Here is an 18,107-nt window from a genome sequence, read left to right as displayed (position 1 = left end):
CCGGGCGTGGAATGCGGTCGCCGCGCATCTCGGAAGCCTCCGGAATGAAGCAAGCCAGTTTGATTCATCTATTTGGATTGATATATGCTGGCAGTGTGCGTTCCACCATCTCTCCGGAGGCGCCGGCGGCACCTCCCGTCTTCCTGCGTCTGACCGGGCATCCCGTGCGGTGGCAGTTGCTGAGTGAGCTGGCACGCAGTGATCGGCAGGTCCGCGAGCTGACGGCCCTGGTCGGCCAGCGCCAGAGCCTGACGTCCTACCATCTCGGCCAATTGCGCGGAGGCGGACTGGTGACCATGCGGCGTAGCTCGGCCGACAAACGTGACACCTACTACAGCCTCGACCTGGCCGTGTGCCGTGAACGGCTCGCCGAAGCCGGCGCCGCGCTGCACCCCGGCCTCCAGCTGGTCCCGGCCGCGCTGACACCGCCGCCGGGCGATCCTGGCCGACGGCCGGCCGACCCACCCGTCCGGGTGCTGTTCTTGTGCACGGGCAACAGCTCTCGGTCTCAGATGGCCGAGGCGATCTTGGCGCAGCGGGGCGGCGCTCGGGTCGAAGTCGTCAGTGCCGGCAGTCAGCCCAAACCCCTGCACCCCAATGCCGTGCTCGTGATGGGCGAACACGGCATCGACATCAGTGGCCGTCGCTCGAAGCATCTGAGTGAGTTCATCGAGCAGCGATTCGACTTCGTGATCAGCCTTTGTGACCGCGTACGGGAAGTGTGCCCGGACTTCCCCGGGCATCCCGCGGTGGCGCATTGGAGCATCCCCGACCCGGCGGCCGAATCAACGGCCGACGAACAGAGTTACCCAGCGTTCGTCCGCACCGCGGATGAATTGAACACGCGCATCCAGTTCCTGCTTCACGCGATCGAACACGCTCTAACGAGTTCGGAGGGAGTCTAGAAATGTCCGACAACGTGGCGGACCTGGTCAGCGTCCGATACATGGTGGACGACGTCGATACTGCGATCGACTTCTACACCAGGCACCTCGGATTCACCCTCAGGATGAGCGCGGCACCGGCGTTCGCCGACGTCGTACGCGGCCGGCTACGGCTCTTGCTGAGCGGGCCGGCCAGCTCGGCGGGCCGGCCGATGCCCGACGGCACCAAGCCCGCACCGGGAGGATGGAACCGCATCCATCTCATCGTGAGCGATATCGCCGCCGAGGTAGACAAGCTGCGCGCCGCAGGTCTTCCGTTCCGCAACGACATCGTCACCGGCCCAGGCGGCCAGCAGATCTTGTTGGAGGATCCGTCCGGGAACGTGGTCGAGCTGTTCCAACCCGCCGGCAGCTGAAGGTGCGGCACGGGCTGGCCCTCAGCCCGAGTCGTCACGGCGGATCGCAGTGACCATGCCCGTCGGTCCATCGGCACCGACGGGCTCACGCGTATCCCCGGGGAGCGCCTCAGCGGCGCCGGCGCCGGTGAGCGCCCGGACCTCCATCTCGGCGTACTTCGCGGCATCGCGCTCGGTACTGAACCTGGCGCCCGCGTAACCCAGCAAAAAGGCCACGGGTATCGAGACCAGGCCCACGTGTTTCCACGGGAAGTAGGCGAAGTCGGCGTTGGGGAACAGCGCCAGCGGATCACCCGAAACGGCCGGCGAGAACACGACCAGGACGATGGTGGCCGCGACACCTCCATACATGCTCCAGAGCGTTCCCGCCGTGTTGAACCCCCGCCAGAACCACGAGAACAGCAGGGGCGGCAGAATCGACGACGCGACCAGGGTGACGTCGAGCGACAGCATGAACGTGATGTTCTGATTCATGAGCAGGATGGCGCAGCCGGTCAGCAGTACGCAGAGGACCACCACCGTGCGGCGGGCCACCGTGATTTCACGCTGTTCGTCGAGCGGCCCGCTCCTGATCACGTTCGCGTAGATGTCGCGGGTGAAGCTCGCCGCGGCACTGATCGCCAGTCCCGCGGTCACCGCGACGATCGTTGTGAAGACGACCGAGGCGATGAACGCGAGCAGCGGCACATCACCGAGCTCGAATGCCAGCAGGGGCGCCGCGGAGAGGCGTTGTCCGGGACCGGAAAGAATCTGCTCGGGCCCGATCAGGGCGGCTGCGCCGAAGCCGATCAGAATGATGAGCAGATAGTACGGTGTGATGAGCCCGATGGCCCAGGAGACCGAACGGCGCGCGTGCTTGGCGCTGGGCACCGTGAGGAAACGGATGAAGAGGTAGGGCAGCGCGGCGTGCCCGAGCACCGCGGTGAGCAGCTGGGAGACGAACTCCAGCCGGTGCGGGCCGTGGCCGAATTTCGCGCCCGGTGTCAGCAGGCGCTCGCCGTCCGAGGCGGCCTTCGCCGCCGCGTCGCCCAGCAACGCGGACACGTCGAACCGATAGCGGGCGAGCAGCGCCCCCGCGAGGATGACCGCGGCGGCGAACAGCAGGACAGCGTTGATGATCTGGGTCCAGGTCGTCCCCCGCATACCGCCGTAGTAGACGGTCACGGCGGTGAGGCCGCCGATCGTGGCGATGACCAGGGCCTGACCGATGGGGCCGTCGAGCTTCAGCAAGAGCGCCAGGAGGCGGCCGGCGCCTATGAGCTGGATGGTCATGTAGAAGAAGAACACCACGAGCGTGACGGTCGCCGCGGCCACGCGCACGGGACGCTCCCCCATCCGCACGCTCAGCGTGTCGCCCAAGGAGTACTTGCCGGTGTTGCGCAGCGGTTCGGCCACCAGGAGGAGTGTGACCAGCCACGACACGGCGAAGCCGGCCGCGAGCAGGACGCCGTCGTACCCCTTGAGTGCGATCTCATCACTCAGGGCAAGGAATGACGTCATCATCATGAACGTGCCGAAGAGAGCAAATCCGTTCTGCGGCGCGGTGAAGGCCCGGTCGCCGGTGTAGAAGTCCGAGCGAGTACTACGGGCGCGGCCGAAACGCGAGACCACGAGCAGGATGATCAGGCTGAAAATCATGAAAGCCGCAAGGTGAGTACGGACCGGAGGACAGTCACCGTCGGTTCCTTTCGAACTCCTCGCGGATCCTCTCGGCCAAGGGATCAAGACGCCGGCCCGCGTAGAACAGGTGGACCGCGGTGATGATGACCGGCAGAACAATCAAACCGACGGCGAACAGCATGCCGAGATTGACGTGTCCGAACACGCTCACGGCGAGGGATTCGGGCATCCATCCCGCGAGGGCGACGGTGATGGCGAACATGCCGAGAAACAGGGCGGTCATCGAGACGAGGTAGCGGCGCGACCGGGACCGCAGGCGGGCGAAGGCGGCACTCCGCTGGAGAGCGAGATATTTCTCAGCGTCGTCTGGGGCGACCGTGATGACGTCGTCCCATGGCAGAGTGCTCATCTGGACATCTCCGTCGGCGCTCAACGTGCCTCCCTCGGATCGCTGCTCGATTCAGGCCAATGGCGTACGTGCGGCGCGGGTGCGCTGCCGAAGGGTGACGGCCGGGGTGAGGCCCGCGGGCAGATATACGTCCACCCTCGAGCCGAAACGGATCAAGCCGATCCGCTCGCCCCGGCGGACGGCCGCCCCGGCGTTCACGTAGGGGAGGACGCGGCGCGCCACAGCACCGGCGATCTGCGCGAACTCCAGATCGCCGAGGCCGGTGTTCAGGTGCCACACGACACGTTCGTTGCGGTCACTGTCCTTGTCGAAGGCGGGGAGGTATCCGCCCGGGATGTGCTCGACCGACGTCACCGTTCCGGTGCAGGGGGCACGGTTGACGTGGACATCCAGCGGGCCCATGAAGATGGACACCCGGGTCCGGCCGTCCGGCCATGGATGGATGCTCTGGACCACGCCGTCGGCGGGGGAAAGGACGCGGCCTTCGCCAGCCTGCCGTTCCGGGTCGCGGAAGAACCAGACCATGAGGCCCGTCAGCATCGCCAGCGGCGGAGCGGTCATGGCCCACGGGCGTGATCTCCGGGATCCGGCCATTGCGGCGGCCGTCAGAACGATCGCCGGGACGAGCCACGGACTCGTTCCGCGAGCCAGTCTTGTTCGCCGAAGAGTGACCATGATGCCCCCTTGTGCAGACTTCTCGCTCGTGAGTTCAGGACCGTGACTGGAGTTCGACGATCGCGAACTCGGGCGGAATCCCGGCACGAACGGGTGGACCGAAGAGGCCGGCGCCTCGGGTGACGAAGATGGACGTGCGCTCCTTCCTCGCCAAACCCGCGACCACCGGCTGCTGCAGGCCGATGAGCCGGTCGAAGGGTGCCGTCTGGCCGCCGTGGGTGTGCCCCGACAGCTGAAGATCGACTCCGTGCTTGACGGCCGAGTGGACCTGTACGGGCTGGTGGGCCAGGAGGAGGACAGGACGGGCGGGGTCCCTGCCGCCCAGCGCGGCGGCGAAGTCCGGCCCCGGGCGGTCGTACATCGGCGCCATCACGTCGTTGACTCCGGCCAGGTCAAATGCGGCGCCCCCGGACGTGATCTCCACCCGCTCGTTCATGAGAGGCCGCATTCCAAGATCCCGCACCTGGTCGACCCACTCCTCGACTCCAGAGGAGTAATCATGATTGCCGGTCACGAAGTACGTGCCGTGGCGGGATTCCAATCGGCGCAACGGCTCGGTGGCCTGTCCGATCTCCGCGACCGTGCCGTCCGCCAGGTCGCCCAGGATCGCCACCATGTCAGGCTGTTCGCGGTTGACCAGCGTGACTATGCGTTCGGCGAGCCGGCTGTCGAAAAACGGGCCGAAATGCGTGTCGCTCACCACGGCGAGGCGGAAGCCGGAGAGACGGGGGTCGAGCCCGCTGATGGGAACGGCCACCCGTATGGTTCGCAGATCACCGAACGCGGTGCGCATGCCATAGCCGACGATGCCCGCCGCGGCGGCGCAGGCGGTGACGGCGCACGCACGGGCGAGGAACAACCGGCGTCCTGGATTGTCGAGCCCTGACGGAAGGTTCGGAGTTCCCGGACCGCCCGGCTCCTCGGCGGTCGTCCCCCTTTGCTCGGCCGCGGGTGTCGTCGCCACCGGCCCGCCGCGCGGTGTCGCCACGAAAGCCGCCGCCGCGGGGGCGCGTGCCGCCTCGGAGCCGGCCGGCGTTCCGGCGTCGGCGGACCGGCTCCTTCGCCGCCACCACAGCGTGAGCGCCGCACGGGGAATCTCCAGTACGAGCAGGCTGAGCAGCAGGTAGAACATCAGGGCGATCCACATGTACCCGAGCCATGCCAGCCACCAGGCGTCCACACCGACCGTCCGGGTGACCATGAACGCGACCACGCCGACGAGAGCGAGACCCGCGAGCGTGATCGTACCGATTCGGCGCCGCCGGCCGGGCAGGGTGGTGGAGCGCACGAGCCGTACCCACAGATAGAGGTGGATCGACACCGCGAGCAGCGTGATGATTCCAAAAAAGACGACTGGATTATTCGTCAGCATTTCCACACCTATTCGTGTCGAATCTGATGGCTGCGTGTCATCCTTCAAACCAAAGTCTGGGAGCCGGCGCGCCGTCGGTCACCACGTGTCCGCGCGATCTGGTTGCGGGATTCGGCCGTCTCGGGCGGATGCCGTCCCGGTGAGATATGGCGTGAATGCGGGATGCCGCCCCCGCCGCGTCCGCGACAGCTCATCAAGCCATATTGAAATATCTTGTATTGATGTATGGTCTGGGACATGAGCTCGGGCACACAACTCGCGCCGCCGGCGTTCGCGCGGATGGCGGCCGATCCGCTGCGTTGGCGGCTGTTGCGGGAGCTGGCGGTAAGCGATCGGCGCGTGCGGGAATTGGTGACGCTGGTCGGCCAGCCACAGAACCTGGTCTCTTATCACCTGAGCCGGCTTCGGGCCAGCGGGATGGCCGCGGCCCGGCGCAGCAACTTCGACGGCCGCGACACCTACTACCGCCTCGACCTGGAGCGATGCGCTGAGTTGCTGGCCGAGGCCGGGGCGGCGCTGCATCCCGGGTTGGCCTTCGATCCCGCGCCCACCACCGCTCCCAAGGCTCCTCGCCCCAGTTCGTGCAAGGTGTTGTTCCTGTGCACCGGCAACAGCGCCCGGTCGCAGGCGGCGGAGGCGCTCATCCGGGCCCGTTCGGGCGGCCGGGTGCAAAGCTTCAGCGCGGGCAGCCAGCCCAAGCCGCTGCATCCTCATGCGGTACGGGTGATGGCCGCCCGCGGCGTCGACATCGCCGGCCAGCAGTCCAAACACCTGCGCGTGTTCGCCCGGCGGCGTCTCCACTATGTGATCACCTTGTGCGATCGGGTCCGGGAGGTGTGCCCTGCCTTCCCCGGCGACCCCACCTACATCCACTGGAGCATCCCCGACCCGAACGCTTCCGGCGCCCAGGACACCCACGGAGACAACTATCCGGCGTTCGAGCTGATGGCGGCCGAGATCGAGACCCGTATCGGGTTCTGGCTGGCCGCCATCGGCGCGGCACCCAGCCCATCCGTCCGGGCCTGAAGGAGCCGCGCCCGAGGATGCGCCCCCAGACAGTCACCGTCGGCGGAGCCTCCTCGGAGGCGCCGCCGACGGCCAACGGCAGGACTGCGGCTCGCGCCGCGGATCAGCCGCCGTTGAGCTTGCGCTGGACGAAGTTGTAGACCATGTCGCCGATCTTCGGTGCGAACTGTTCGGCGTTCTCGATCGCGGAGCGGAAGTGCACCCCGGCCCAGACCCTGCTCGTGCGACAGTCATTGGCCAGGTCGGTCAGGTTGTCCCAGCGCAGAGTGATGTCGGCGGCAGGTGTGACCTTCGGTTCGACGACGGAGGAGCCCTTCGCGAAGGAGACGGTCGTGCGAAGCTCGTCGGTGCCGAGGAAACGCCGTGCCGCTTGGGCGTAGGCCAGGCAGTACGTGGACGAGGTGGACGGATATTCGGGATGGTCCGCGGTGTTCAGGTAGCTGCGCCACTCGTTTCCGGTGATGTCTTTGACGGTGCCCTTCCCCGGCCCGCCCCATGCCGTCACCTTCTTGTCCCCATACAGGTGGCGGATCGCGCTGAACGGCCGCACCGCATCGTACTTCCGCTTGAAGTGCCACGAGGCGACGGCGGCGTCGAAAATGGCGATGTCCACCGTGGTGACGTACTGGACGGCCTTCTCGATGTCGAATTTACCCTGCTGGAAGGCCGCGGTGCCGGTGGTGCGCCCGAGGCTGTAGATCTTGTCGTTGAAGAACTCGGCGGTCATCTTCTGGCGGTCGGTCAAGCGTGCTGACGCGTCCAGGATCTCGTCGGCCTGACGCTTGTACGCCGCACGGTTGTGATGGTCGCTGTTGACCGGCGGAGAGAGCGTCAACTCGGTCGGGCTCTTGTAGGAGATCGGCTTGACCCGGCCGTACTGGGGGGTCACGTACTGCTGAGCCCGGAAAAGGCCGTTCAAGGAGAGGGAGTTCGGCTGCCAGCGGGACGGATCGCGGAGCTCGTAGGCGGTGTTGACCGGCTTGTAGCCGGTGAAGTCGGCGTAGGGCCGCCGGTTGTAAGCGCGGCCGCCTTCGTCGCCGTCCCGGTTCGAGCCGTCGTTCTTCCGCGCCTCCAGGACCTTCTTGGCGGCGAGGTTTCCGATGCCGGCCGGAGTGGTGGTGTTCTCCGACCTGTCATCGGGATCGAGACCTGCCGATTCCATCATGTCGCGGAACTCGGAGCTGAATTGCGGGAACACGGCGTTGAGCGAGGTGTAGGCCGAATAGATGACGGCGACATTCCTGTTGCGCGTCGTGGCCTCCCCTCTCGGGCGGCGCCCGAGGTTGGAGTAGATGCCCACCGCAGTGGGGTGATAGGGAGCGATGGCGTCGAACCAGGCCACCTCCACCAGCAGGATGTGGTCGGCGACCATCGTGGCGTCGGAGCCGTCCGGGGTCACCGTGCGCACCGCCTTCTGGAACCGAGGGTAGATCACCTCGATCAGGGCGTTGCCCTGGTCGGGGTCGAACGCCGTCTTCTGCGGCGCGGCCGCCGCTCCGTGGGTCAGCGTCCCCGCCAGCACCGTCGCGGTCGCGATGGTCACCCAGTACCTCAGGCGCCGACTCCAAGATCTTCTTGAATTCGTCACCGACATTCTCCTTTCGCTCGACTTCCGCATCGCGAATCGACCGCGGCCGGAAGAAAATGAGGTCTTCGTGGATGGTGATGATTCTGCACGGAATGGCTCGTCGGCCTGAGCGCCTGTTTCAGGAAAGGGTTCCCCTCATGCCGTCTTCGTCGCGCAGAGGATGCCGTGAGCGACCAGGGAGTCCGCCGGCATGTCGGTCAGATCTTGAGCGATCGCCTTCGTGACCGTGAACCCGCATTCCTCCAGCCACGCCTGGTACGTCGACAGCTTCTGTGGTCCGCCTTGACCCATGGTGCAGCCGAGGAAGTAGGTGGGGAAGAAGTCGACCGCGTGGGAATCCTGGACGTCTTCCGCGTATATCGGCCCCAGGATGTTCACCTGCCCACCGACTTCGAGCGCCTTGTGGGTGTTGCCGAGTATTTTGAACACTTCTTTCTTGTCGAACATGTCCAAGAAGTGCTTGATCAGCACGACGTCGAATCCCTCAGGCACTTCCTGGAAGACATCGCCGCCGATGAACGAGCAGTGCTCGTCCACACCGTGGGCCTTGAAGTTCCGCAGGCACTCGGTTTCCTTCTCGGGAAGGTCGAAGGTCGTCACGCGGAGTCCGGGGGATTCCTTCAGCCGATAGGTCAAGATCGCGCCGAGGCCGGTGTTGCCGGCGAGATCGAGCACTTTCGAGCCGGCCGGTATGCCGATGTTCTCGAAGAACCAGGGGTCGATGTGCGCGGTGACGGTGTCCATCATCGTGCCCCAGGACTCGCGGAGGTCCTTGTGCTCGGCGAGGGCTTCGTACAGGTTTCCCTCATGCCCGTAGAACTTCTTGAGACCGACGGGCGCGCCGGTCCGGACGCTGTCGGCAAGGTAGAAACTCTGCCGGAGCATGACCATCTTGATCATGTCCATGATGGCGAGCACTCGCTGGAGGTCCTCGTCGGCGACGGTTTCGAGCCCGTCGAGGGAATACGCACCCGAGTCGTCGTCATACGAGACGAAATTCTCCTTGACCAGCAGGTGCAACAGTTGCTCGACCGCGTCCGGGGCCGCGCCGACCGCGCCCCCGAGCCGGTCGGCGGTCATCCCGGTGCTGTTCCTGAGTGCGTCGATGATTCCGAGTTCGAAACAGCACAGCAGGTTCATGAACCTCGCCGGCCCCAACATGTATTCGCGGAATCTTTCGAGCACGCGTTGTCCGGTCATTTCGGTTTCCCTTCCTGTCGGGGTGACGCGCCTCGTATCCGCTGGACCACGGCCGCCGGGGTCGATGGGGGCCTGTTCCCGCGCCAGGCGACATGCTGGTCGGGCCGGACGAGAACAAGGTCGCGTTCCCAGAGGTGCCGGGCCACGGCGTCGGTCACCACGGTGTGGCTGACCGGTAGGCCCTGAGCGGTCGCCGCCGCGAGGAGCGCGTCCGCGCGGCCGTCGCCGGCGAAGTCGATGAGGGTGAAGCGGGGACCGAGAAGGTCGTGGATCGGTCTGCCGTCGTCGAGAAGAACGCTGGGCGGGCGGCCGCCGGGCCAGGTCGTCGGCGTGTACTGCTGAGGGCTCCACGGGGGCTCGGGTGAATCGTCGAAGCAGACGATGCGGGAGTCGTTGTAGCGGTAGCCCAGCTCGATTCCCGAGTACTCGTTCTCGCCCCGCTCGGCCTCGATGAAGGATGCCACGGCCCCGGGCGAGGCACCCTCGCGAAGGAGTCCCCCGGCCTTGAGGTGCACGCCGAGGTGCCGGTGTGAGGTGTGCATATTGCGCAGGCCTACGGGGCGGCGCTCGGCCTCGTAGCTTTCGAGCAGATCGGGGCCGCCGAAGCCCTTGACGAGGGCGGCGATTTTCCAGGCGGCGTCGACCGCGTCGGCGATGCCGGAGTTCATGCCGTAACCGCCGGTCGGGAACATTTGATGCGCGGAGTCCCCGGCGATGAGAACCCGCCCGGCACGGTAATGATCGGCGATCAGGAAGCCGGGGCGCCACCGAGACGTCAGAAGCACCTTGTCGATCTTCAGCTGCGTCTGCATGGTGCTGAGCGCGAATGCCGCCGGATCAGCGGGCGGCGGGTCGAATTCGCCTGGCTGCGTGCCGTTCACATGCACGGTCCAGGTGTCCACCTCGTCCTGGGCGATGATGACGTACCTGAAGGCGAAGTAGTGCCAGAAGCGCCCGTGCCGATGCAAGGTGTCAAGATCGCGGCTCTTGAAGTGCACCATGAGGGCGTGGGGCAGCTCGGGTACGTCGAAGCCCTTCAGTCCGATGCCCACAGATTTGCGGACCTGGCTCGACGCGCCGTCGCAACCGATCACGTATCGGGAGCGCAGGCTGACCTGGCTGTCGGTCAGCACGTTGACCAGGCGGCTGGTCACACCGTCGTCGTCCTGGGTGAGAGAGTCGAAGTGCCAGCCGCACCGCAGATCGATGAGTGGATGACGTCGGCAATGGGCGCGCAGGACCGGTTCCAGATCGATCTGGGAAAGTCGCTGGCCGGGCTCGGCAGGCTGAGTGCCGTCGTTTCGTTCGGCGATGCGTCGCCGCTCTTCGGCCACCGAGGGAAGTTTCCACACAGTGATCGGCTCACCGGCGAGGCCGGTCGACCAGATCACGTCGGAGGGATGCTCGAGCCCTACGCCGGCGGACCGAACGTCGTCAGCGAGTCCGAGTCGCCGGAACAATTCCATGCTGCGGGAGCTGACGAAGTCCAGCTTCGGATGATCGGTCGTCTCGAAGCCTTCTTCGACGAGGATGCAAGCCACGCCATGGCGGGCGAGCGCGAGGGCCGCGACCATGCCCACCGGGCCTGCGCCCACGACGAGAACCGGTACCGGATCCACGATTGCCTCCTGAGGGTGTGGGGCGGTTCGGCCGCCCCACACCGTTCGCGCTGTTCAGCGGGCTCTGCTGGGCGTCTGGCTCGCTCGAGCGGGTTCGTCCGCGCGTTCGTCCGGGCGTTCGTCCGCGTGAGCGGGCCCGGCGGTACGATCACGCCGAGCGGGAACGTCGGCGCCCGTGAAGGCGCGGACCTGGAGTTCGGCGAAGCCGCGGCTGTCACGCTCGCGACTGCTGATCGTGCCCAGGTAGCCCAGGAGGAAGGTGAGCGGCACCGCGACCAGCGCGGGGTCGAAGTCGATGACGTGGAAGTCCACGCCGGACAACATGGCCACCGGAGTGCCTGACATGAGACCGGAGAACAGGAACAGGATCCCGGTCACGGCGATTCCCCCGTAGACCGTCCACCGCAGTCCTGCGGTGTTGAAGCGCTTCCAGAACAGCGAGTAGATGACGGCCGGCAGGACGACGCCGCCGAGGTCGACCGTTATCGGAATCAGCGAATGGGTGTTGACCTGCAGCAGCGCGACACTCACGACAACGGCGGCCACTCCGATGATCACGGTGTTCCGCCGGGCGGCGCGTAGTTCGGCGGCCGAGTCCAGTGGCATCCGGCGCGCCGCGCGGAAGTCCCGGGTGACGGACGTCACCGCGCTGATCAGCAGCGCCGCGAGTATTCCGGCGACGACGAGCATGGCGGTCGCGCCGAGCAGGCCGGCCACCCATGGTCCGCCGAGCAGGTCCGCGAGCCTGGGCAAGGTGATGTCGCGGGTGGGCGGCGTCATGCCGATGTTCTGTCCACCGAGCAGCGCGACGGCGCCCAGGCCGAGGACGGCGGTGCACAGGTAGAACGGTACGAACATCATGCTCGCCCAGCCGGTCGACCGCCGTGCGTCCCGCCCGGAGGTAACCGTGAAATGGCGCATGAACAGGTACGGCAGCGCCGCGTGCCCCACGATGACGGCGAACAGCTTCGACAGGTGGACGATCGGGCTGCCCTCGCCGAACTCACGGCCGGTTCCCAGCAGGTCGTAACCGCCCGGGTGGGGCAACGCCTTCGCCTGGGCGTCACCGAGCAGCTGGCCCAGGTTCCAGCGGTACTTGGCCAGCACCACAATGGTCAGCGCCGCCAGGATCCCGATCACCAGGACGGCTTTGACCGCCAGCAACCGCGTGGTTCCCAGCATCCCCCCGACGAGCACGAACAGGGTGACGAGCAAGCCGACGGCGGCGACGACGACGGCCTGTCCGGTGCCGGGGGCGACGCCGAACATCACGCTCGCGACGATGCCGACCGCGTTCATCATGACGATGGTGTACGTGGCGTAGAGCAGCAGGGTGACCACCAGCGACGCGGTCCTGGCCGACCGCTCGCCGGTGCGCAGCGCGAATACGTCTCCGATCGTCTGCCCGCCCACGTTGCGCAGCGGGGAGGCGAATATCAGCAGCGCGATCAGCCAGGACAGCGTGAAGCCCGCCGCGAAGAGGAAGGCGTCGAAGCCGTTGAGCGCGATGTGCCCGGTCATCGTGACCATGGTCGAGAGCAGGATGAAGCTCGCGAACAACGCGAGAGCGTTTTGCCCGGCGCCGATCCGCCGGCCCGCGACATAGAAATCGGCCGGGCTGTGTTGACTGCGGCGTGCCGCGATCATGACGCCGAGCAGCAGGAGGGTCAGGGCGACGGAGATGACGACCCCGATCGCCGGCGCCGCGAAACCGTTGGTCATCGGGGATCTCCTTCCAGATCCGCCCGGATCTGATCGGCGACGGGATCCAGCCGAGTCCGGGCGTATTTCAGGTACATCGGGGTGATCACCAGCACGAGGACGAACGTCCCCAGGACGAACAGCGTGCCGACGTTCAGGTTTCCGACGACCGTCTGCCGATAGAAGTCCGGCGCCAAGGCACCGAGCAGGATGGTCAGTAACCACCACCCCGTGAAGGCGACGCTCGCCCAGAGGGTGAATGTCTGCAATTGGCGACGCAGGGCTTTGAACCGGGCGCTGTCATGTACGGCGACATAACGGTCGCCGTCCGGCAGCGATCTCGTCGTGCCCATGGCACCTCCTCGTCGTGACGTGACGGTCAGAAACGCAGCATCCCGTCATCGCAGCCGCACGGGCATGCCCCATATACGGGGTTTGCAGCGGGGTACGAAAATGGCGCGCCGATCCGGCCGAACCACGCGAAAGTGCGATGTACGGCGACGACCGCGAGGCCAATGGTGGTGACAGCTCGGCTGTGACCCGTGATCCGCCGTTCGAAAACGCTGAGGAGTTTTGATGAGCTTGGCATCGGAAACAAAAGCCTGGACGTACGACGATTTCACGAGCGGCGAACTCGATCCCGCCCGCTGGGGAATCCTGGTGGTGAAAGGGCCCGACGGCGTACGGCACGCGTACCAGGACCGCAACGCACGGCTGCGGACCGGCGACGGCCGCTTCGAGGTGACCGTCAATCCGTTCAGCCGCTTCCACGACACGAACCCGATTCAGAACAACGCCAAACAGATGTACCGATCCGTCGAGCGCTTCACCGTGCCGGCAGGCGGGCGGCTGAAGGTCGAGGTCGACATGGCGGTGCGGACCTACGGGCAGATTCCCTATGACCTGCTCGACGCCTTCGGCACGGTGAACGTCTTCGACCTGGAAACCGGTGTCGTGTTCAACTTCGCCGCGACCAATGACACCGTCTACGCGGTGGTCGAACGACTGCACATCCCCGGCGTGACCGGGCCGCACGAGCACTACGTCCACCGGGTGGTTCTGCAGGTGCCGACGGAGCCGGGGCGCGAGCACCGCTACGCCATCGCCTATGAGGCCGAGACCTCGGAGGCGGTCTGGTACGTCGACGGCCGGCGCGCGTACTGGGCACGGATTCCGGTGCCCGTGGCGGGTTTCCACGTGGGCATGGCCCTGTTCTCGGCCCGCGATCTCACCCGTTACAGTCGTGCCGAGCGGGAGCACGGGCAGGGCGCGACCGGCCGGTGGGGTCCATGGAGGATCGCGGCATCCGGCGTCAGATGAGCAGCTCTCCCCCGTCGATGCTCAGGTTGACGCCGTTGACCGAGCGGTTCTCCAGCAGGAACATGATCGCCTCGGTGCAATCCTGCATCGTCACCAGCCGCTTGGTCGGCGTACGCTCCTTGACGGCCTCGCAGGCTTGGGGCTTGTCACTCCAATATGGCGTGTCGGCGACCAGGCTCGGGTGCAGGACGTTGAACCGGATCGGCGCGAGCTCCGTCACCAGCGTTCTCACCAGCGCGCTGATGCCGCCGTTGGCGGTCGTCACGGTCGTGGAACCCGGATAGGGCCGGTGACTGGCCAGGCCGCCGAGCAGTACGGCCGAACTGTCGGCGGACATCCTCGCGGCGAGCGTGTGGATGACGGTGGTGTAGCCGATGAGTTTCATCGTCAGCATGCGCGTCGCGTCGGCGGGGCGGTAATCGCGGACCGTGTTGTGGTCCCGCTCGAGCGCCGTGAGCACCAGCCGATCGACTTTGTACACGTCGGCCAGCGCGACCGGGATCTGCTCCGGGATGGTCAGGTCCAGTCCGAGTCCACGGGTGTGTCCGCCGATCTCGCCGGCGACGCCCTTGGCCCGGTCCTCCGTGCGGCCGGTGATGACCACGTCGCAACCACGACCGGCGAACGACTCCGCGACATGCCGCCCGATCCCCGACGTCCCGCCGATGACGACGGCATGAATACGTTCGGACATTGATATTCCTCCGGCATCGCAGTTGAATGATCGGTCCGCTGACCGTACCCGGCGCTGTGACGAACGGTCGTCACGTATTCGCGGTATTTCGCACGGCGCCACGATGACATAGGCGCCCGCGATGAGTGCGATGCGGCGAACCACGTGAATGGGCGATGGCCTTTCGCGGCCGAAACCGGTGAAGCTCGACGTGGCCGGTACCGCACGAATCGGTAGTGCTTCACGGCGAAGAGAGGCGCGATGATCCAGGCACGCCACGACATGCTCGGTCGGCATTCCCCCGCCAACCATTGGTGGGTCGTCGGCGGCATGGGGCTTGCCGTCTTCATGGCCTCGCTCGACATGAGCATCGTCAACGTGGCGCTGCCGGCCGTCCGTGACACGCTCGGGGCTCCGACCGCGACCACGCAGTGGGTCGTACTCGGGTACCTGCTCCCGCTGGTGGCGCTGGCGCTGCCCACGGGCCGGTGGCTGGACGACGTCGACCGCCGGGGCGCGTTGGTCTGCGCCTGCGCGGGGTTCGCGGCCTCCAGCCTCGCGGCGGGTCTTGCGCCCACGATCGGATGGCTCATCGCGGCCCGGGTGGTCCAGGGGCTGTTCGGCACCGCGTTGATGGCGCTGATTCCGGTCCTCATCACCACGTCGGTCGATGCTCGGGTACGCGGCAGGGCGATGGGGCTCGTCGACACACTCGGGATGCTCGGGCTGATCAGCGGGCCGGCCATCGGCGGCCTGCTCGTGGACTCGGCAGGCTGGCCGTGGATCTTCTACATGAATGTGCCCGCGTGCGGAGCGTTGATCGTACTCGCGGTCGTCCAGGTTCCGCGGAGCGGCAGGATCCGTCCGCCCGAGCGAGGTGCGGCCGTGGAAGCGGCGTTCCTCACCGGAGCGGCCGCCGCCATCATGATCGCGCTTACGCTGGCCACCGGCCGTGAACCACGGTGGCTGGCCTTGGGACTCGCGGCGGTGCCGCTGCTCTTGGCCTGGCGCCGGCTTCCGGCGAGCGTGCCGGTGCGGACGTTGCTCGTCCTGCCCGGCATGCGCGGACCGCTCGCCGCGCTCGCCGCCACCGCGGTGGCCACGGGGCTGCTGTTCTATATCGTCCCGTTCTACCTCATGACGTTGCTGCGGACGCCCGCCCCTGTCGCCGGTCTCACGATGCTGACGTTTCCGCTGGCCGCTGCCGCGCTCGGTCCGCCCGCCGGACTGCTGGCAGACAGATACGGATACCGGCGGATCGCGCTTCTCGGGGTGATCACGCTGGCAGGCGGCCTGCTGATGCTCATGCCGGCGAGTCAGTCCTGGAATGCCGCGGACGTCGCGTGGCGGCTCGCGGTCGCGGGGGCCGGCATCGGATTGTTCAACGCGCCGAACATGAGCGCGGCGATGTCGGCGTCGCCCGGCGGCCTCCTCGCCACGGCGGGAGCCGCGACCAGCGTGGCCCGGCAGGGCGGCTTCGCGTTCGGCCCGGCCATGGCCACTTTGGTATGGGGCCTGTCGGGCTACGGCGTCGGTGGGATCCGCGGGGCGTTCGCCGCGGCGTCGGTGGTCGTGGCGGTGGGCGCCGTCCCGCTCGCCCGCGGCCTCTGGCCGGGTCGCCGCCTCTGGCCCGGTCGCCCGTCGGGACCGGTTCCCCCCGCGGCCGGAGACGTACTTCGGAGACACAACGACCGTCCGGCGACGGATGGACCGCTTGGATCGGAGCGCCGATGACCCAGAAGCTTCGTGGCCGCGAGGCAGAAGAGCGGCAGATCGTGCGGATGCTCCACACGGTCGCGGCGGGCGGGAGCGCCGTCCTCCACGTTGAGGGTGGGTGGGGCAGCGGCCGTACGCGGCTGCTGCGGGAGGCGGCCGACGCCGCCGGCCGCCTCGGGTTCACCGTCCTGGACGCCGATTGGTCTCCAGGGGCGGAGCCGGGCGCTCTCGTCGGTCCGCGCGCGTCGCGTGGACCCGTCCTTGTGGTCCTGGACGACCTGCATCATGCCGATCCGGCGTTCGCCGGCAGCCTCCGCTCGTTGCCGTGGCGGCTGCGCGATCGCCCGATCGCCTGGGTCCTCAGCCGTCGCCGCCACGCCGGAGGGCCGGCGGCCGACCGGCTCTTCTCACGTCCGCACCCGGCGGGTGGTCGCCTGGACCTGCGGCCGCTTTCCGCCCAGGCCGTCGGGCTGCTGGTGGCCGACCATTCGACCGGCGCCGCGATCGGCCTGCCGGACCTCCTCCGGGCGACCGGCGGAAACCCGTTGCTGACCGTCGAACTGGCCCAAAGCGTGCACGGCGAGGCCCCGGACGGCATCATCGACCGTCCGCCGTATCGCGTTCAGGCATGCGTGCGAAGGTGCGTGACGGAACTGAGCGATGCCTGCCGCCGGTTTCTGCAGGTGGGCGCGGTGCTCGGTGTCCGCTTCGCGCTGGGCGATGTGACGAAGATGCTCCGCCGGCCGGCGGCGGACCTGCTCACGCCGGTCGAGGAGGCGCTCGCCGCGGACATACTCGCCTGCGACGGCGACCGGCTCGTCTTCTCTCAGGAGCTGTTCTGGCGCTGCGTCCTGGCCTCGCTGCCGCACCCCGCGCGGACGGCGCTGGAGCAGGAGGCCGCCGTCGAGCAGCTCACCCTCGCCGCCTTCGACCACGTCGGCACCCACCGGGACGCGGCGCACGTCGAAGAGCGGCCGGCCATCCGGCTCGCCGGGCCGGTCCGGCAGCCGTCCGGGTGGGCGGAACTGAGCGACACCGAGCGCACGGTCGCGCACCTGGTCAGCCAGGGGTTGACGAACCAGCAGATCGCCAGCCGCGTGTTCCGGTCACCGCACACCGTCAACTACCACCTGCGCCGTATCTTCCAGAAGCTGAGCATCCGCTCGCGTGTCGAGCTGGCCAGAGTGACCCTGCTGCACTATTCGGCCGGGCGAGCGCCCGCGGAGGACGTGATGGACGCGGCCGGTTGAGTCTCCAGCTCGATCAGCGTGTCGACCGTGGACAGCGGCACCGCGCATCGGCCCGCGGCGTAACGAAGCGCCATGACATGATCGTCGAGAGAGAAGTCGGCCAGCGCGTCGGCCACGAGGAACGGCTGGACGTCGCGGGTGAACGCGTCGCAGACGGTCATGAGGCACCCGACGTGGGCGTAGACGCCGCAGACGATGAGCTGATCGCGTCCAGACCGCCGCAGCCTCTCTTCGAGGTCGCTGCGGTAGAACGCGCTGTAGCGCCATTTGGTCAGCACCGGCTCGCCCGGCTCGGGAGCGACCTCGTCGATGATCCCGCGGTCGGCCTCCTCCACGCCCATGCCCGGACCCCAGAAGTCATGGAGCAGCCCGCGGTCGCGGCGGGTCATGTCCCCCGGCTGCGCCGTGTACATCACCGGCACGCCGGCCCTGCGCGCCACCGCGAGCAGCTTGGCGGTGTTGGCCACCAGCTCGGTCAGCGGGGACTGCCCGGCGGGGAAGGGCCGCAGGAAATACCGCTGCATGTCGTGTACCAGCACGACGGCCCGGCCCGGACGAGGGCGCCAGGGCACCTCCGCACGTGGCAGATCGCCATCGCCCGGCATGCGGTACGGCGCGATCCTGTTCATGGCCATCGT

Annotated in this window: 18 protein-coding genes; 7 read left to right on the top strand and 11 right to left on the bottom strand. The window is 67.4% G+C overall.

What is annotated here, in order from left to right; all coding sequences use genetic code 11:
- The first annotated feature begins 95 nt into the window (after positions 1 to 95).
- Positions 96 to 905: an ArsR family transcriptional regulator gene (locus ACIBX3_RS24345; protein WP_397120596.1), complete on the top strand. Its 810-nt coding sequence runs from the start codon at positions 96 to 98 to the stop codon at positions 903 to 905.
- Positions 906 to 907: 2 nt separating this feature from the next.
- Positions 908 to 1,300, top strand: a complete 393-nt coding sequence (locus ACIBX3_RS24340; protein ID WP_397120594.1) for a VOC family protein — start codon at positions 908 to 910, stop codon at positions 1,298 to 1,300.
- A gap of 21 nt (positions 1,301 to 1,321) precedes the next feature.
- On the opposite strand, the gene ACIBX3_RS24335 is transcribed toward ACIBX3_RS24340, so the two are convergent.
- Genes ACIBX3_RS24335 through ACIBX3_RS24320 form a run of 4 tightly spaced genes read right to left on the bottom strand, consistent with a single transcriptional unit; the run spans position 1,322 to position 5,376 of the window.
- Positions 1,322 to 2,938, bottom strand: coding sequence for a cation acetate symporter (locus ACIBX3_RS24335; protein ID WP_397120592.1), 1,617 nt, complete (start codon positions 2,936 to 2,938; stop codon positions 1,322 to 1,324).
- A gap of 34 nt (positions 2,939 to 2,972) precedes the next feature.
- Positions 2,973 to 3,329: a DUF485 domain-containing protein gene (locus tag ACIBX3_RS24330; RefSeq protein ID WP_397120590.1), complete on the bottom strand. Its 357-nt coding sequence runs from the start codon at positions 3,327 to 3,329 to the stop codon at positions 2,973 to 2,975.
- A gap of 51 nt (positions 3,330 to 3,380) precedes the next feature.
- Complete coding sequence (locus tag ACIBX3_RS24325) at positions 3,381 to 4,004, bottom strand: phosphatidylserine decarboxylase (RefSeq protein WP_397120588.1); 624 nt, start codon at positions 4,002 to 4,004, stop codon at positions 3,381 to 3,383.
- 34 nt (positions 4,005 to 4,038) lie between these two features.
- On the bottom strand, positions 4,039 to 5,376 hold the full coding sequence (locus ACIBX3_RS24320) for a metallophosphoesterase (protein WP_397120586.1): 1,338 nt from the start codon (positions 5,374 to 5,376) through the stop codon (positions 4,039 to 4,041).
- Between the two features lie 237 nt (positions 5,377 to 5,613).
- Here ACIBX3_RS24320 and ACIBX3_RS24315 point away from each other — a divergent pair, with 237 nt between their 5' ends.
- Positions 5,614 to 6,402 carry an ArsR family transcriptional regulator gene (locus tag ACIBX3_RS24315; protein WP_397120585.1) on the top strand — a complete coding sequence of 263 codons (789 nt, stop codon included), beginning with the start codon at positions 5,614 to 5,616 and terminating at the stop codon, positions 6,400 to 6,402.
- Between the two features lie 103 nt (positions 6,403 to 6,505).
- Here the strand turns inward: ACIBX3_RS24315 and ACIBX3_RS24310 are convergent, their stop codons facing one another.
- Positions 6,506 to 7,945, bottom strand: coding sequence for a vanadium-dependent haloperoxidase (locus tag ACIBX3_RS24310; protein WP_397120583.1), 1,440 nt, complete (start codon positions 7,943 to 7,945; stop codon positions 6,506 to 6,508).
- On the opposite strand from ACIBX3_RS24310, the gene ACIBX3_RS24305 reads away from it, so the two are divergent.
- A complete protein-coding gene (locus ACIBX3_RS24305) occupies positions 7,938 to 8,099 on the top strand; it encodes a hypothetical protein (protein ID WP_397120581.1) in 162 nt (53 codons plus the stop codon). The genes ACIBX3_RS24310 and ACIBX3_RS24305 overlap by 8 nt on opposite strands.
- A 26-nt stretch (positions 8,100 to 8,125) precedes the next feature.
- Here ACIBX3_RS24305 and ACIBX3_RS24300 read toward each other — a convergent pair whose 3' ends face one another.
- Genes ACIBX3_RS24300 through ACIBX3_RS24285 form a run of 4 tightly spaced genes read right to left on the bottom strand, consistent with a single transcriptional unit; the run spans position 8,126 to position 12,863 of the window.
- Positions 8,126 to 9,190 (bottom strand): methyltransferase, encoded by a 1,065-nt coding sequence (locus ACIBX3_RS24300; RefSeq protein ID WP_397120579.1) that lies wholly within the window; start codon positions 9,188 to 9,190, stop codon positions 8,126 to 8,128.
- Positions 9,187 to 10,809, bottom strand: a complete 1,623-nt coding sequence (locus ACIBX3_RS24295; RefSeq protein ID WP_397120577.1) for an FAD-dependent monooxygenase — start codon at positions 10,807 to 10,809, stop codon at positions 9,187 to 9,189. Before ACIBX3_RS24295 ends, ACIBX3_RS24300 begins: the two co-directional genes overlap by 4 nt.
- Before the next feature lie 54 nt (positions 10,810 to 10,863).
- The gene (locus ACIBX3_RS24290; RefSeq protein ID WP_397120575.1) at positions 10,864 to 12,531 is read right to left on the bottom strand and encodes a cation acetate symporter; all 1,668 of its coding nucleotides are present in this window, start codon (positions 12,529 to 12,531) and stop codon (positions 10,864 to 10,866) included.
- Positions 12,528 to 12,863 (bottom strand): DUF485 domain-containing protein, encoded by a 336-nt coding sequence (locus ACIBX3_RS24285; protein ID WP_397120573.1) that lies wholly within the window; start codon positions 12,861 to 12,863, stop codon positions 12,528 to 12,530. The genes ACIBX3_RS24290 and ACIBX3_RS24285 overlap by 4 nt, the downstream gene beginning before the upstream one ends.
- A 223-nt stretch (positions 12,864 to 13,086) precedes the next feature.
- Between ACIBX3_RS24285 and ACIBX3_RS24280 the strand changes: the two genes are divergently transcribed.
- Positions 13,087 to 13,830 carry a DUF6081 family protein gene (locus ACIBX3_RS24280; protein WP_397120571.1) on the top strand — a complete coding sequence of 248 codons (744 nt, stop codon included), beginning with the start codon at positions 13,087 to 13,089 and terminating at the stop codon, positions 13,828 to 13,830.
- Here the strand turns inward: ACIBX3_RS24280 and ACIBX3_RS24275 are convergent.
- A complete protein-coding gene (locus tag ACIBX3_RS24275; RefSeq protein WP_397120569.1) occupies positions 13,823 to 14,800 on the bottom strand; it encodes an SDR family NAD(P)-dependent oxidoreductase in 978 nt (325 codons plus the stop codon). The genes ACIBX3_RS24280 and ACIBX3_RS24275 overlap by 8 nt on opposite strands.
- Between ACIBX3_RS24275 and ACIBX3_RS24270 the strand changes: the two genes are divergently transcribed.
- Complete coding sequence (locus ACIBX3_RS24270; RefSeq protein ID WP_397120567.1) at positions 14,765 to 16,237, top strand: MFS transporter; 1,473 nt, start codon at positions 14,765 to 14,767, stop codon at positions 16,235 to 16,237. The genes ACIBX3_RS24275 and ACIBX3_RS24270 overlap by 36 nt on opposite strands.
- Entirely contained in the window at positions 16,234 to 17,469 is a 1,236-nt protein-coding gene (locus ACIBX3_RS24265; RefSeq protein ID WP_397120565.1) for a BREX system ATP-binding domain-containing protein, read from the top strand. The genes ACIBX3_RS24270 and ACIBX3_RS24265 overlap by 4 nt, the downstream gene beginning before the upstream one ends.
- On the opposite strand, the gene ACIBX3_RS24260 is transcribed toward ACIBX3_RS24265, so the two are convergent.
- A complete protein-coding gene (locus ACIBX3_RS24260; protein WP_397120563.1) occupies positions 17,418 to 18,104 on the bottom strand; it encodes an isochorismatase family protein in 687 nt (228 codons plus the stop codon). The genes ACIBX3_RS24265 and ACIBX3_RS24260 overlap by 52 nt on opposite strands.
- Between the last annotated feature and the right edge of the window lie 3 nt (positions 18,105 to 18,107).

It is taken from the genome of Nonomuraea sp. NPDC049480, assembly GCF_044465905.1.
GTDB lineage: Bacteria > Actinomycetota > Actinomycetes > Streptosporangiales > Streptosporangiaceae > Nonomuraea.
The sequence above is the reverse complement of the archived record's forward strand: the minus strand, read 5'-3'. Positions and strand labels throughout refer to the sequence as shown.

What these genes read in the sequence shown, in the direction of transcription:
- ACIBX3_RS24335 (WP_397120592.1), bottom strand. Translation starts at nt 2,938, where the DNA reads ATGATTTTCAGCCTGATCATCCTGCTCGTGGTCTCGCGTTTCGGCCGC.
- ACIBX3_RS24285 (WP_397120573.1), bottom strand. Translation starts at nt 12,863, where the DNA reads ATGGGCACGACGAGATCGCTGCCGGACGGCGACCGTTATGTCGCCGTA.
- ACIBX3_RS24330 (WP_397120590.1), bottom strand. Translation starts at nt 3,329, where the DNA reads ATGAGCACTCTGCCATGGGACGACGTCATCACGGTCGCCCCAGACGAC.
- ACIBX3_RS24320 (WP_397120586.1), bottom strand. Translation starts at nt 5,376, where the DNA reads ATGCTGACGAATAATCCAGTCGTCTTTTTTGGAATCATCACGCTGCTC.
- ACIBX3_RS24305 (WP_397120581.1), top strand. Translation starts at nt 7,938, where the DNA reads ATGGTCACCCAGTACCTCAGGCGCCGACTCCAAGATCTTCTTGAATTC.
- ACIBX3_RS24260 (WP_397120563.1), bottom strand. Translation starts at nt 18,104, where the DNA reads ATGGCCATGAACAGGATCGCGCCGTACCGCATGCCGGGCGATGGCGAT.
- ACIBX3_RS24270 (WP_397120567.1), top strand. Translation starts at nt 14,765, where the DNA reads ATGATCCAGGCACGCCACGACATGCTCGGTCGGCATTCCCCCGCCAAC.
- ACIBX3_RS24280 (WP_397120571.1), top strand. Translation starts at nt 13,087, where the DNA reads ATGAGCTTGGCATCGGAAACAAAAGCCTGGACGTACGACGATTTCACG.
- ACIBX3_RS24290 (WP_397120575.1), bottom strand. Translation starts at nt 12,531, where the DNA reads ATGACCAACGGTTTCGCGGCGCCGGCGATCGGGGTCGTCATCTCCGTC.
- ACIBX3_RS24340 (WP_397120594.1), top strand. Translation starts at nt 908, where the DNA reads ATGTCCGACAACGTGGCGGACCTGGTCAGCGTCCGATACATGGTGGAC.
- ACIBX3_RS24275 (WP_397120569.1), bottom strand. Translation starts at nt 14,800, where the DNA reads ATGCCGACCGAGCATGTCGTGGCGTGCCTGGATCATCGCGCCTCTCTT.
- ACIBX3_RS24325 (WP_397120588.1), bottom strand. Translation starts at nt 4,004, where the DNA reads ATGGTCACTCTTCGGCGAACAAGACTGGCTCGCGGAACGAGTCCGTGG.
- ACIBX3_RS24300 (WP_397120579.1), bottom strand. Translation starts at nt 9,190, where the DNA reads ATGACCGGACAACGCGTGCTCGAAAGATTCCGCGAATACATGTTGGGG.
- ACIBX3_RS24315 (WP_397120585.1), top strand. Translation starts at nt 5,614, where the DNA reads ATGAGCTCGGGCACACAACTCGCGCCGCCGGCGTTCGCGCGGATGGCG.
- ACIBX3_RS24265 (WP_397120565.1), top strand. Translation starts at nt 16,234, where the DNA reads ATGACCCAGAAGCTTCGTGGCCGCGAGGCAGAAGAGCGGCAGATCGTG.